Origin of the sequence: Streptomyces sp. OfavH-34-F, from assembly GCF_022347745.1 — a bacterium.
Classification (GTDB): Bacteria; Actinomycetota; Actinomycetes; order Streptomycetales; family Streptomycetaceae; genus Streptomyces.
In genome coordinates this window covers 1-12,799 of sequence record NZ_JAKRGC010000175.1, presented here as the reverse complement: position 1 = coordinate 12,799, position 12,799 = coordinate 1, and the positions used below count along the sequence as shown (strand labels likewise).

Below are 12,799 nucleotides of genomic sequence, written 5' to 3'. Positions count from 1 at the left end.
TGGTCGCCGGACTCGCCGTGCTGCTGCGCGCCCGCCTCTTCCGCCACACCGCCCAGGTCGCCACCGTGCTGGGCGCGGGCGCCGCCGCGCTGAGCCTGCTGGTGACCGGCCTGGCCCTGCACACCCCCGCCGGCGCCGCCTCCGACCCCCGTACGCTGTGGCTCGCCGTCGCCGTCACCTGCGGCGCCGCCCTGCTCACCGGCGTCGCGCTGATCGTCCCCCGCAAGGGCCTCTCCCCGTTCTGGGGCCGCCTGTCCGACCTGGCCGAGATGCTGCTGCTCCTGGCCCTGATCCCGCTCTGCCTGGCCGTCCTGGACCTGTACACGGCGGCCCGCACGATGACCGGCTGACGGCTGTCACCCCCGGCGGCGCGCCGCTCAGCCGAACGCGTCGTGGTCGGCCAGCAGCGCCTCGATCACGCCCCGTTCGTGTTCCTCCGGCGCCCCGTGCACCCCCGCGTCCCGCGTCAGATTGAGCAGCGCCTTCCACAGCGCCCAGCCGCGGGCCCGCGCCCAGGTGCCGGGGTCCAGGCGCACCGCCTCCCGGAACGCCTCCCGGCTGTCACCGTCGAACAGGGTCCAGGCGATCACGAGGTCGCAGGCCGGGTCGCCCACCCCACAGGTGCCGAAGTCGATGACGGCCGCCAGCTCGCCGTCCCGGACCAGCAGGTTCCCGGCCGCCAGATCACCGTGGAACCACACCGGCGCACCCCGCCACTCGGCGGCCAGGGCGGCCTCCCAGACCGCGGTCGCCCGGACCGCGTCCACGCGGTCCGCGACGGCGGCCAGACAGCCGCGGGTCTCCTCGTCGTAGCGCGCGGGCGACGCGCCCCGGTGGAAGCTGTGCGGGCCCGCCGCAGGACCGCCGGCCGCGTCGCAGCCCCGGAGGGCGCGCAGGAATCCGGCGACCGCCACCGCGAAGCCCGGCAGGTCCCCGATGCGTTCGCGCGCCGCCGTCTCGCCGGGCAGCCAGCGGCGGACCGACCAGGGGAAGGGGTAGCCCTCGCCGGGCGCGCCCAGCGCGAGCACCGGCGGCACGGGCACCGGGAGCGAGGGGGCCAGGCGCGGCAGCCAGTGGTGCTCCTTCTCCACGGCGGGCGCGTACCAGGCGTGGGTGGGCAGCCGGACCGTCATCGCGTCGCCCAGCCGGTACGTCCGGTTGTCCCAGCCGTCGACCTCGACGGGGACCACGGGCAACCCCGTCCAGTGCGGGAACTGCGCGGCGATCAGCCGCTCCACGAGCGCGGCGTCGATGCCCGCGCGGCCGTCGGGCGGGGAAGCGGGGTACGAAGAGGGCATCGGGCGATCATCCGCCCCGTGCCCGCCCGCCGCAACGGAATTCGACGCGCCTCGGAGCCGTAGAAAAGCGTTTTGTCCCCCTGGCTCACCGCACCCGTTCGATTACAGTGCTGTCCGGTTACCGCACAGTCGCACAGGGGAACGAAACCACGGCATACGGGAGTGGCGCGGTGAGCACAGGGATCACGGCCGTCTGGGGCCGTGCCGAGCAGCAGGACTTCCGCAGCCGGGTCCGCGGCACCCTCCTCGGCGGCGCCATCGGCGACGCGCTCGGCGCGGGCGTCAGCACCCTCACCCTGGACGAGATCCGTGCCGCGCTCGGGCCCGACGCCGTCACCGACTTCGTGCCCGCCCACGGCGCGCGCGGCACCGTCACCGCCGCCACCCAGCTCACCCTGTTCACCGTCGACGGACTGATCCGCGCCCAGGTCCGCCGCGACACCGGCGCCTGGCATCCGCCCACCGACGTCCACCGCGCCCACCTCCGCTGGGCCGCCACCCAGCACGACTGGGGCCCCGACGAGCGCCGCGAGGACAACGGCTGGCTCGCCGGGCAGGAATGGCTCTACGACCGCCGCGCGCCCACCCGCGAATGCCTCAACGGCCTCGGCGACACCACGATGGGCACCCTGGACCGGCCCAAGCACCCCGCCGCGCACGACGCCGCCGCGCTCACCCGGTCCGCTCCCTTCGGGCTGCTCGTCGGCTGGGAGCCGCAGCTCGTGCTCCAGCTCGCCGTCGAGTGCGCCGCGCACACCCACGGCCACCCCACCGCCCTGCTCTCCGCCGGTGCCTTCGCCGTCATCGTGCACGGCCTGGCGCGCGGCGGAACCCTGGACGGCTCGGTGGGCCACGCGCTCGGGCTGCTCGCGGAGCGCCCCGGCCACGAACCCGTGGCCGGGGCGCTGCGCCGGGCGCTGGACACCGTGCGCCGGGGGGTGCCGGGCCCGGCGCTCGTCGAGTCCCTGGGCGCCACCGACTCCGCCGACGAGGTGCTGGCGGTGGCGGTGTACTGCGCGCTGGTCGGGGAGGACGTGCGGCACGGGCTGCGGCTGGCCGTGAACCACGGCGGGCCGTCCGCCGCCACGGGCGCGCTGTGCGGGGCGCTGCTGGGGGCGATGCACGGCGAGACCGCGCTGCCGCCGGGCTGGCTCGCCGAGCTGGAGGGGCGGGCCACCCTCCTCGAACTCGCCGACGACTTCGCCCTGGAGATGACCCAGGGTGCCGCCCTGCACGGCCCGGACCGCGCGGCGCCGGGCTGGCTGGCCCGCTACCCGCGCTGATCCGGCCCCTTCGCGTCGCCGGGGACCGCCGCGTCCTTCGGTCCGCCCTGGGCCGGGACGCCGGCCGCGCCCGCCGTAGCGGCTGCTTCCGGGCCGTCGCCGTCCGCGTTGATCCGCTCGATCAGCGCGTCGCGTTCCGGGGTGTCCTCGGGGCGGACGAGCCCGATCACGATGTAGAGCACCAGCGAGATCGCCAGCGGGAGCGCCACCTGGTACTGGAGCGCGACCCCCTCCTTCACGGAGCCGTCGAGGTCGTAGTTGGTGAAGTAGAACGCCAGCAGGCCCGCCGCCCAACTGGTGAGCGCCGCGGTCGGACCGGACCGGCGGAAGGTGCGCAGCAGCCCCAGCATGAACGGGATGGCGATCGGGCCCATCAGCCCGGCGACCCACTTGATGACGACGGAGATGATGTCCTTGAACGTCGGCGAGTTGATCTGCGTCGCCAGCGCCATGGACAGTCCGAGGAAGCCCAGCGTGGACAGGCGGGCGGCGAGCAGCCCGGCGCGGCTGTCCCACCTGCGGGCCGCCTTGGAGACGACCGGCGCGATGTCCCGCGTGAAGACGGCCGCGATCGCGTTGGCGTCGGACGAGCACATGGCCATCGTGTGCGAGAAGAACCCGACGACGACCAGACCCAGCAGGCCGTGCGGCAGGAGCTGTTCCGTCATCAGCGCGTAGCTGTCGGAGGCGTCCGGCTTCTGCGCGTCGACGAGCAGCGGGGCGCACCACATCGGGAAGAACAGGACGGTCGGCCAGACCAGCCACAGAACGGCGGAGAGCCGCGCCGAACGGGTCGCGGAGGCGGCGGAGTCCGTGGCCATGTAGCGCTGGGCCTGGTTCCACATGCCGCCGTTGTACTCGAACGTCTTGATGAAGAGGTACGCCAGCAGGAACGTCACGGTGTACGGGCCGGCCGTCGGGTCCGCGTGGCCCTCGGGCAGCTTGTCCCAGACCGTCCACAGGGTGCTGAAGCCGTCCAGCTCGCGCATGACGGTGACCAGCATGGCGATCCCGGCGAGCAACTGGATGACGAACTGGCCCAGTTCGGTGAGCGCGTCGGCCCACAGGCCGCCGACCGTGCAGTAGATCGCCGTGATGATGCCGGTGATGAAGATGCCCTGGGTGAGGCTGATCCCGGTGAACACGGACAGCAGGGTGGCGATGGCCGCCCACTTGGCGCCGACGTCCACGATCTTCAGCAGCAGCCCGGACCAGGCGAGCGCCTGCTGGGTGGGGATGTTGTAGCGGTTCTTGAGGTATTCGAGCGGCGAGGCCACGTACAGCCGGGAGCGCAGCCGGTTCAGCCGGGGCGCGAACAGCTTGGCGCCGATGCCGATGCCGATGGCGATCGGCAGCGACCAGGTGACGAACGAGGTGACGCCGTACTGGTACGCGATGCCGGCGTAGCCCGTGAACATCACGGCGCTGTATCCCGACATGTGGTGCGAGATGCCGGACAGCCACCAGGGCATCCGGCCGCCCGCCGTGAAGAAGTCGCCGACGTCGTCCACACGCTTGTGGGACCAGAGCCCGATCGCGATCATCACGCCGAAATAGCCGATGAGCACGACCCAGTCGAGACTGTTCATGTGTCCCCTCCGGGGGTCCGCCTTATGAACGGGGTACGCACTTCGCCAGTACGGCCGCTCGGCGGCATCCCCGTGCGGGAGCGGGGACTTCGGGGATTGAACCGTCTGCCCGGCACCCCGGTCAAGGACTCCTCGGGTCATATCTGTGAACACAGATCAGCAAGCAGAACGATTTTGCTTGTTCTTGACTCACGGAAGCGTTGTCGTGAACGCGGCGGCGCCCACACGATGAGCGGGCGCTTCGCCAGGCCGAGGGTGCACGGAATGCGGAGAAAAACGAAGAAGACCGCACGGGATGCGGGTCCGGTGCGGTCGAGAAGGAGGGGAACTGCGGGAAGGGCGGCCGGGGGTGTCCGGGGTGTGTCCGGGAAGGCGGAAGCCCTCTCGGCCAGGACGGCGGGCCGGTCGAGAGGGCTGAGGTGGTGCCGGTCGGTGCGGTGGTCGGTAAGGGGGGCATCGGTCAGGCGTCGGCGACACCCTTGGCGACCTCGCGCACGAACGCGCTCCACGCGCCGGGGACGAAGGTGACCGACGGGCCCTCGGGGGCCTTCGAGTCACGCACGTCGACCGCCCGCGCGAGCGGGGACCTGACCTCGACGCAGGCTCCGTTCGGCCCGGAATACGACGACTTCGTCCATGTGGTGGTGGCGCCCTGGCGGATAGCCATGTTCACTCCGGTTCCAGAGAGTTGTGTGGGGTGTGCCAGCGAGGCTCCGACTGGCCTGATCGACGCTACTCGCCAACTCCCCCACGTGAAGCGGCCCTTCACCCGAACGGGTGGTCTCAGGGCTCAGACCTTCCGTGGTAAGGCGGCGGCGGTGTATCTTGCCGCCGCCTTACCGCCACCTCTGTCAATCCCTAGCAAAACGGACATGGTTGAGCGAGCGCCACCGGCCGGAATCACTCCGTGGTCAGCCGGGTGTACTCCTTCGCGATCCGGTCGATGAACTGCCGGCTCTGCTCCACGTTCAGCGCCTGCGCCCGCAGGTGCTCGTACATGACGCTGTAGCGCTGTACGTCGTTGGTCTTCTCCAGGTAGAGGTCGCTCGTCACGCCCTCGATGTAGACGACGCTGGAGTCGGTGGTGTCCGGGAACTCCAGGATCGCGTACTGCCCGCTGACCCCCGGATGGGCGCCGACCTCGAACGGCAGCACCTGCACGGTGACGTGCGGCAGGTGCGACAGCTCCACCAGGTGTTCCAGCTGCTCGATCATGACCTGCTTGCCGCCGACCATCCGGCGCAGCGCGGCCTCGTCGATCACCGCCCACATCCGCAGCGGCCGCTCCGGGTCGGTGATCCGCTCCTGGCGGCGGGTGCGGACGCCCGCGCGCTTGTCGATGTCGGTCTGCGGCGCCTCCGGCAGCCCGCCGGCGATCAGCGCCTCGGCGTACTTGCGGCTCTGGAGCAGGCCCGGGACGACCTGCGGTTCGTACACCCGCAGGGACGCCGCGTCGGTCTCGAGTCCGATGTACACGCTGTACGGGATGTCCCCGAACGCGTGCCACCAGCCCTGCTGGCGCGAGTCCTTGGCCATCTGCATCAGCGAGTCGACGACCCGGTGGTCCTCGACCTCGTACACCCCGCACAGATCGCGCACGTCGCGCTGGCTGATCGAGCGGCGGCCGTTCTCCAGGCGGCTGATCTTCGACTGCGAGACCAGCAGCCGTTCCGCCACCTCCTCGGCGGTCATTCCCTTGAGCTCGCGCAGTCGGCGCAATTCCTGACCCAACCGGCGTCGCCTGACGGTGGGATTGACGTTGGACGGCACGGAAACGGCACCTCCGGCTATGTAGCTGTGCGTATCTACTGCTCAGCAGATTGCCACCCCTGGCACCGGCCCCGCTGGGAAACGGCCACACACGACGACGCGGGGCAGCCGGTGAATCCGGCTGCCCCGCGTCTGGTGCGGCTCCCGAACCGGGTCTCGGCGACGCGCGAGAACGACGGTGCGGCGGTGTTCGGTTGTTGACGTGTGGCGTGGTGCGTTGACGCGGTGGTGCGGGTGTTACGGGGGTTGCCTGCGACGCGGTCCTAGTGGGCCGCGGTGTGCGCCATGCCGCCTCGGCGTGACGGGGGCTGCGCTTGCGGTTGCAACGGAGCAGCGGCTGCCTGGCCGCGGCGCGGCTGCGCGACCGCCCCGTTCTGGACGTCCATCACGGCGTGCGCCACGAGACCGCCCATCGGGTCGTGCCTGATGAGATCCCGGAGCCGGGAGCGCGATGAACGCCCCTCGTTCCCGGGGTACAGGTGCTTGCCGAGTCCGACCGCGTGGGCCAGCGCGGCGAGCGCCGCGGTCCGCGGGTCCGGTGGTACGCCGGTGCGGATCGCACTGTCCAGCCGGGCCCTGATGTCCCGGCTGATCGCCGTGTCCGTCGCCTGGTAGCGAGTCGTCGGCAGCACCCCGCACATCTGGCCCGCCACGGCATGCACCATGCCGCACCGCTCCAGGTGAGCGAGGTAGATCTGACGGAGCCCCAGCCGGGGTCCGCCGATCCAGTGGACCGCCCGTACCGGGCTGCCGCGCCTGCGCAGCAGTTCCAGTGCGGAGTCCAGGGTCGGATCTCCTGTCGGCCGTGGCATCACCACGGCGATACGATCCCCGTCTGGGGCTATTCGTCCTGCCAGGGCCAGCTCCACTAGCTGGGCTCCGGCGAGACCGAGGTCGAGCGACTGCGGCTGCGCTGTGGTACCCGTGGTCGGGTCCAGAGCGAGCAGCAGAAGCTCCTCCGGAATTGTTCTGCGGCTCCTGCCCATCCATGCCTCCCCGCGTGGATGAATGACAGGGTGACCCCTCTCACATCTGTCTGTCGAGGGTGCCTGGTGGCTTTGTACGGGAACCAGTAGGTATGTCGTTCTCGTCTAGCAGCCCGGCCAAGGGTTCGCACGGGACACTGGTAGACGGTTCGGACAGCGCGGGTGGTTCCCCGCGCCGCATGGAGGAGGCATCGGTGGCGGGCGAGTCCCCCGACAAGTCGGAGCAGCAGCAGTCGTCGGGAACGACTCGGAACGAGCGCGACCCGCGCCTCGGCGTCTTCCGTGAACGGGACGAGGACCGGGTGGCCCCCGGTGCGTCCGCCACGGACGCCGGGAAGGCGCCGGAGGCGGACGCGGCCCCGGACGTCGATGACGCACCGGACGACGGCAGGACGGCGGAGGCCGGCAAGGCGCCGGAGACCGACGAGACCCCGGAGACCGGCAAGACCGCAGGCGCTCCCGAGGCCGCCGACGACGCCGGGAGCGCTCCGGACCCCGCCGGGACGCCCGAGAAGGCGCCGGAGGGGCCTGCGGACGCTCAGGACGGGCCCGAGGGGACGTCCGGCGGGTCCGGTGCGCCCGAGGACGCGGGGGAGGCCGGTGAGCCCGAGGCCGGGGAGCCCGGCGACGCGCGCCTCCGGGCAGCGGTGGCCGCCTGGGTCTCGACGGCGGACGACGAGAGCGGGACCGCCGGGGGCGACGATGCTGCGGGCGACGAGGTCGCGGGCGAGGCCGAGCGGAAGGCCCCGAAGGCGCCGGAGTCCGCGAAGGCGCCGACCGGCGAGGCCGTGCCGCCCGCCGAAGAGGAGGAGCCGGAGGCGGACGCCCCCGAGGCCGACACCTCCGAGGCGGACACCTCCGAGGCCGGCGACCCTGAAGCCGGCGACCAGGAGCCCGGGGCCGCGCCCACCAGCGCGAAGTCCGCGCCCGACGCCGAGACGAAGTCGCCCGGCGCCGAGTCGAAGAAGCCCGACGCCGAGCCGGAGAAGCCCGCCGCAGGCGACCCCGCGCCCGCCACCAAGCCGAAGTCGCCCGACGCCGAGCCGAAGAAGCCCGCCTCCGAGCCGAAGGGCTCCGACGACGCCGAGCCGAAGGGCTCCGCTGACGCTGAGCCGCCCGTCGATCAGCCCACGGCCGTCTTCAAGGCGCCCCGGCTGCCGAAGGTCGACCAGCCGACGACCGCGCTGAAGATCACCCGGTCCCCGTCGGGCCGGCCGGTCGCGGCGGAGTCCGAGTCGCTGACGGAGCGCGGGAGCACCTTCGTACCGCTGCGCTCCGACGACGTGCGGCCGGCGACCACGCCCCCGCCGCGCAGACCCGAGAGCCCCGCGCCGGACGCGGCGCTCAGCGGTGCCGAGCGGACCCGGCAGCAGCCGATGCCGCCCAAGCCGCCGCTCGACCTGCTCGCCGAGCTGACGAACACCCCGCCGCCGCCGGAGACCCCGGTCCGCACGGCGGTCCGCAGGGTCAAGATCTGGACACCGCTCGTCCTGCTGCTGCTCCTCGTGTTTGCGATCGTACAGATCGTGCGCCCGCTGCCGGACCCGTCGCTGGCGATGACGGCGAAGACGACGTACTCATTCGAGGGCGAGACCCCGAAGCTGCCGTGGCCCGACCAGGGCCAGGGCTACATGGCGGCCACCGGCCTCGGCCGGATCGGCTCGTTCGGCGAGCAGAAGCCGGTGCCGATCGCGAGCGTCGCCAAGGCGATGACGGCGTACATCGTGCTCAAGAGCCACCCGCTCAAGCGCGGCGAGGAGGGCCCGAAGATCGAGGTCGACGCCAAGGCGGAGGCGGACGGCAAGCTCTACACCGAGGGCGAGTCGACGCTGAACACGGTGAAGGAGGGCGACTACCTCACCGAGCGGCAGGCGCTGTCGGCCCTCATGATCCCGTCGGCCAACAACGTCGCCCGGCTGCTGGCGCGCTGGGAGGCCGGTTCGGAGAAGGCGTTCGTGGCGAAGATGAACGCCACCGCCGACGAGCTGGGCATGAAGAACACCACGTACACCGACCCCTCCGGGCTCACCGCCTCCACGGTCTCCACGGCCGAGGACCTGGTGAAGCTGGGCGAGAAGCTGGTCGAGTTCCCGGCGCTGATGGACATCACGAAGCTGCCGGAGTGGAAGGACCCGTCCGGCCACACCTGGCGCAACTACAACACGCTGGTGCCGTTCGACGGGGCGCTGGGCATCAAGACCGGCTCCACCTCCAAGGCCGGCGGCAACCTGCTCTTCGCGGCGCACAAGATGATCGACGGCACGGACCAGCTGGTCGTCGGCGCGATCCTGGGGCAGTACGACGACGTCTCGATCATCGACGAGGTCAACCGGGTCAGCAAGAGGGTGATGCTGGCCACGCTGGACGTGCTGGAGGGCGCCAAGGTCGTGAAGAAGGGCGACGTGGTCGGCCAGGTGGACGACGGCATGGGGCACACCACGCCGGTCGTCGCCACGAAGGACGTCGAGGCCGTCGGCTGGGCCGGGCTCACGGTCAAGCTGGAGCTCACCGACGACGGCAGGACGATCCCGCACGAGGCGGTGGCCGGCACGCACGTCGGCACGCTGACCGTGGGCGAGGGCCGCAGCCAGGTCAAGGTGGCGGTGGCGCTGCAGAAGGACCTCGCGAAGCCCTCGGTGAGCGACAAGCTGACCCGCCTGGGCTGAGCCCGGGGAAGGCGCGGGGCGTCCGTCCGGGCGCCCCGCACCCGCGCTCCGGGCCGGACGGCCTTCCCGTACGCCGGAACGCGCCGCGTGTTAGCGTCCCCAGGGCAACGCGTGGACCCTGGAACGCGTCTTTCGGCCCATGAGACCCGAGCAGGAGAGCCGGCCGAAATCACGCGTCCGGGGAGGGACGGGGAGAGACGCAGTGACCACTGCCGAGCCCACACGGGCCGACGACGACAGGGCCGCCGCCACCGCCGCCGAGGGCGCCGCGCCCGTGGACCCGGCCGCGAAGCCGGCCACCCCCCGGAGCACCGGCTCCAAGGCCCCGGCCACCGGCGCCGACGTCCCGGACCTCGGCTCCGAGGATCCCGCCCCCGGCTCCAGCGCCCCGGAGCCCGGCTCCGACGAGCGCGCCACGCCGTCCGCGGGGGCCGGACGGTTCGCCGGGATCAAGCGGCGGTGCCTGCGCCATCCCGTGCTGCTGACGACCGCCGTCGCCGCGGTCGCCCACATCGTCTGGTTCCTGTTCTTCGCCAACAGCGGCGGCGACATCGCGGCCCAGGACGCCTGGGCCGAGTTCGTCGGCCGGCACCCGGGCACGGCGTACAACCTCGCCTGGTACGGGGGCATGCACCCCGTCTCGTACAGCGTGGTCTCGCCCTACGTGATGTCGGTGATCGGGGTCCGGACGACCATGATGATCGCCGGCACGGTCTCCGCCGGACTGACGGCGCTGATCCTGTACCGGGTGAAGGCCGTCCGCAACCCGCTGGCCTGCTCGATGGCAGGCGTCTTCGCGTACCTGTGCAACGCGCTGTCCGGCCGGGTGACGTTCGGGCTCGGCATGATGTTCGCGGTCGGCGCGGCGGCGGCGGTGTTCTGCTGGCCGCACCGGTGGCGCTACAAGCGGTGGGCGAAGGCGGCCGTCGCCGCGCCCCTGGCCGGACTCGCCACGGCGGGCAGTCCGGTGGCGGGCCTCTTCCTCGGGGTGGTCGCGGCGGCGCTGTTCCTCAACAAGCGGCGGCCGGGCGCGTACGCGCTGGGCCTCGCGCCGGTCGTGGTCGTCGCGCTGTCCGCGTGGCTCTTCCCGTTCTCGGGCACCCAGCCGATGTCGGTCGCGACGCTGTCCGGGCCGTTCATTTTCTCCTGGCTCGTCTTCTTCCTCGTACCGCGCGACTGGAAGACGGTGCGCACCGCGTCGGCGGTCTACGGGCTGGGCACGCTGGCCACGTTCATCATCGACTCGCAGATCGGCTCCAACGTCTCGCGGATGGCGATGCTGTTCGCGGGCATCGTGCTGCTGGCCGCGCTGCCCTACACCACACCCCGCTCGCGGCGCTGGTACGCGCTGGTCCTCGCCTTCGCCTCGCTGAACTTCTGGATCGGCTTCAAGGGCATCGACGACATCGTCAGGACCGCCCCCACCGCCTCCTGGACCCGCTCGCTGGGCCCGCTGGTCAACCAGCTCCAGAAGATCGGCGCCGAACGCGGCCGGGTCGAGGTCGTCCCGCCGAGCAGCCACCGCGAGGCGTCGGCGCTGCCGCGCTCCGTCAACCTGGCCCGGGGCTGGAACCGCCAGGCCGACATGAAGCGCAACCCGCTCTTCTACGACGACACCCTGGACGCGATCAACTACCGGCAGTGGCTCGACCGCTGGGCGGTGCACTACGTGGTGCTGCCGCAGGGCGACCCGGACTACAGCGGCGCCCGCAAGGAGGCCGAGCTGGTCAGCAACGGCCTGCCCTACCTCAAGGCGATCTGGTCCAACAAGGACTGGCGGCTGTTCAAGGTGGACAGCCCCGTGCCGCTGGCCGACCCCCCGGCGACGGTGGAGCGCGCGGGCGAGGGCGAGCTGACGATCCACGTCAAGAAGGCCGGCCGGGTCCTGATCCGCGTCCCCTACTCGCCCTGGCTCGCCCTGGTCGACGAGGACGGCGACGGCCTGGACCGCCCCCGCGAGACCGAGGCGTCCAAGAACCGTCCCGACAAGGAGACCCCGAGGTCCTTCGTCAACGAGCACGGCTGCCTCATCAAGGTCGAGGAGGACGAGCAGGGCGACGAGTGGACCGAACTCCTCGCCCCCCGCGCCGGCACCTACCGCCTGAGCGCCCCGTACAAGTTCCAGCCGGGCACCCCGTGCCCGGAGGAACTGCGCTGACGGCCGCGGCGCGACAGCCTCTCCCCGGGGGCGGGCAGCCCGCTCACGCGCCGGCCCCCGGCAGGTCGTACACCGCGAAGTCCGTCACGGGCCGGAAGCCGACGCGCTGGTACAGCCCGTTGCTGGTGGGGTTGGCCAGGTCCGCGAAGAGCAGCACCTCCTCCGCGCCCCCGGCGCGCGCGGCGAGGCAGGCCTCCACCGTCGCGGCGCCCGCGTAGCCGCGTCCGCGCAGTTCGGCCGGGGTGTAGACGGGGGCGATCCGGATCTGCCCGGCGACCAGGGCGGTGAGCCCCGCCATGGAGACCGGCACCCCGTCGGGGGTCTCCCAGAGGGTGACGCGCCGGTCGGCGATGTGCCGGTCGGCCCACGTACCGGGGTCCTGCGTACCGCTCCCGCCGATGTCCCGCACGAACGCCGCGTGCCACCGCGCCAGCAGCTCCCGGTCCCGCTCGACCGCGACCCGGGCCCGCCCCTCCGGCACCGGCTCGGGCCGCCGCAGCTCCCCGAGCCGGTAGAGCCGCATCCGCTCCTGCACCCGGGGCTCGCCCCCGGCACGCGCCCGCCACGCCTCCGCGAACGCGGCGGCGGTGTCCCCGTCCGCGTTGACCCCCGGCACCTCGTGGCCCGCGGCCACCAGATGCGCGACCAGCGAACCGGCCTCCCCGGGCGTGAGCGGCGTGACGAGCAGCCGGTGGGGCGGCGTCCGCACGTACGCGGCGCACACCTCCCCGCCCCGCTCCAGCACCCCGAAGACGGGCGCCCCCGCCCCGTACACCCCGGCCCCCCACGTACGCAGCTGCTCGGTCACGGTCAACGGGACGGTATGAAGGCCGGGCCGGGAACGCAGGAAATCCCCGGCGCGATCGAGGAAGGCGTGGACGTCGGGCAGCGGAAGCCACGTCGCGGTGGCCGATGAGGTCTCCATGGCTCATCCTCCCGTGCGGAGGGAGGGGAGTGCCTCCGGATTTCGCGAGGCGGCGGACCGGGCGGCGGCCGGGCAGCAGCCGGGCGGAGGCCGGGCGGCGGCAGGGTCGGGCGGGGGCGCGCCG

The 12,799-nt window shown here is 72.6% G+C and carries 9 protein-coding genes and 1 pseudogene; 4 read left to right on the top strand and 6 right to left on the bottom strand.

Annotated features, from left to right (window positions below):
* Window positions 1-350 (top strand): annotated as a pseudogene (locus MHW47_RS22765) (type VII secretion integral membrane protein EccD); the annotation flags it as partial.
* Window positions 351-377: 27 nt separating this feature from the next.
* Here the strand turns inward: MHW47_RS22765 and MHW47_RS22760 are convergent.
* Window positions 378-1,298 carry an aminoglycoside phosphotransferase family protein gene (locus tag MHW47_RS22760; RefSeq protein WP_239225647.1) on the bottom strand — a complete coding sequence of 307 codons (921 nt, stop codon included), beginning with the start codon at window positions 1,296-1,298 and terminating at the stop codon, window positions 378-380.
* Window positions 1,299-1,468: 170 nt separating this feature from the next.
* On the opposite strand from MHW47_RS22760, the gene MHW47_RS22755 reads away from it, so the two are divergent.
* Window positions 1,469-2,581, top strand: coding sequence for an ADP-ribosylglycohydrolase family protein (locus MHW47_RS22755; protein ID WP_239225646.1), 1,113 nt, complete (start codon window positions 1,469-1,471; stop codon window positions 2,579-2,581).
* On the opposite strand, the gene MHW47_RS22750 is transcribed toward MHW47_RS22755, so the two are convergent.
* The 4 genes from MHW47_RS22750 to MHW47_RS22735 all read right to left on the bottom strand — a co-directional run bounded on the left by MHW47_RS22750 (window position 2,569) and on the right by MHW47_RS22735 (window position 6,926).
* Window positions 2,569-4,170 carry a sodium:solute symporter family protein gene (locus MHW47_RS22750; protein ID WP_239225645.1) on the bottom strand — a complete coding sequence of 534 codons (1,602 nt, stop codon included), beginning with the start codon at window positions 4,168-4,170 and terminating at the stop codon, window positions 2,569-2,571. The genes MHW47_RS22755 and MHW47_RS22750 overlap by 13 nt on opposite strands.
* A gap of 460 nt (window positions 4,171-4,630) precedes the next feature.
* Window positions 4,631-4,837, bottom strand: a complete 207-nt coding sequence (locus MHW47_RS22745; RefSeq protein ID WP_239225644.1) for a DUF397 domain-containing protein — start codon at window positions 4,835-4,837, stop codon at window positions 4,631-4,633.
* Between the two features lie 233 nt (window positions 4,838-5,070).
* The gene (locus tag MHW47_RS22740; RefSeq protein ID WP_239225643.1) at window positions 5,071-5,940 is read right to left on the bottom strand and encodes a helix-turn-helix transcriptional regulator; all 870 of its coding nucleotides are present in this window, start codon (window positions 5,938-5,940) and stop codon (window positions 5,071-5,073) included.
* A 263-nt stretch (window positions 5,941-6,203) separates the two neighbouring features.
* Window positions 6,204-6,926, bottom strand: a complete 723-nt coding sequence (locus tag MHW47_RS22735) for a GPP34 family phosphoprotein (protein ID WP_239225642.1) — start codon at window positions 6,924-6,926, stop codon at window positions 6,204-6,206.
* Between the two features lie 179 nt (window positions 6,927-7,105).
* Here MHW47_RS22735 and MHW47_RS22730 point away from each other — a divergent pair, with 179 nt between their 5' ends.
* Both MHW47_RS22730 and MHW47_RS22725 read left to right on the top strand, forming a co-directional pair.
* Window positions 7,106-9,592 carry a D-alanyl-D-alanine carboxypeptidase gene (locus MHW47_RS22730; protein ID WP_239225641.1) on the top strand — a complete coding sequence of 829 codons (2,487 nt, stop codon included), beginning with the start codon at window positions 7,106-7,108 and terminating at the stop codon, window positions 9,590-9,592.
* Window positions 9,593-9,794: 202 nt separating this feature from the next.
* Complete coding sequence (locus tag MHW47_RS22725; RefSeq protein ID WP_239225640.1) at window positions 9,795-11,750, top strand: MFS transporter; 1,956 nt, start codon at window positions 9,795-9,797, stop codon at window positions 11,748-11,750.
* Between the two features lie 43 nt (window positions 11,751-11,793).
* Here MHW47_RS22725 and MHW47_RS22720 read toward each other — a convergent pair whose 3' ends face one another.
* The gene (locus MHW47_RS22720) at window positions 11,794-12,675 is read right to left on the bottom strand and encodes a GNAT family N-acetyltransferase (RefSeq protein ID WP_239225639.1); all 882 of its coding nucleotides are present in this window, start codon (window positions 12,673-12,675) and stop codon (window positions 11,794-11,796) included.
* Window positions 12,676-12,799: the final 124 nt, after the last annotated feature.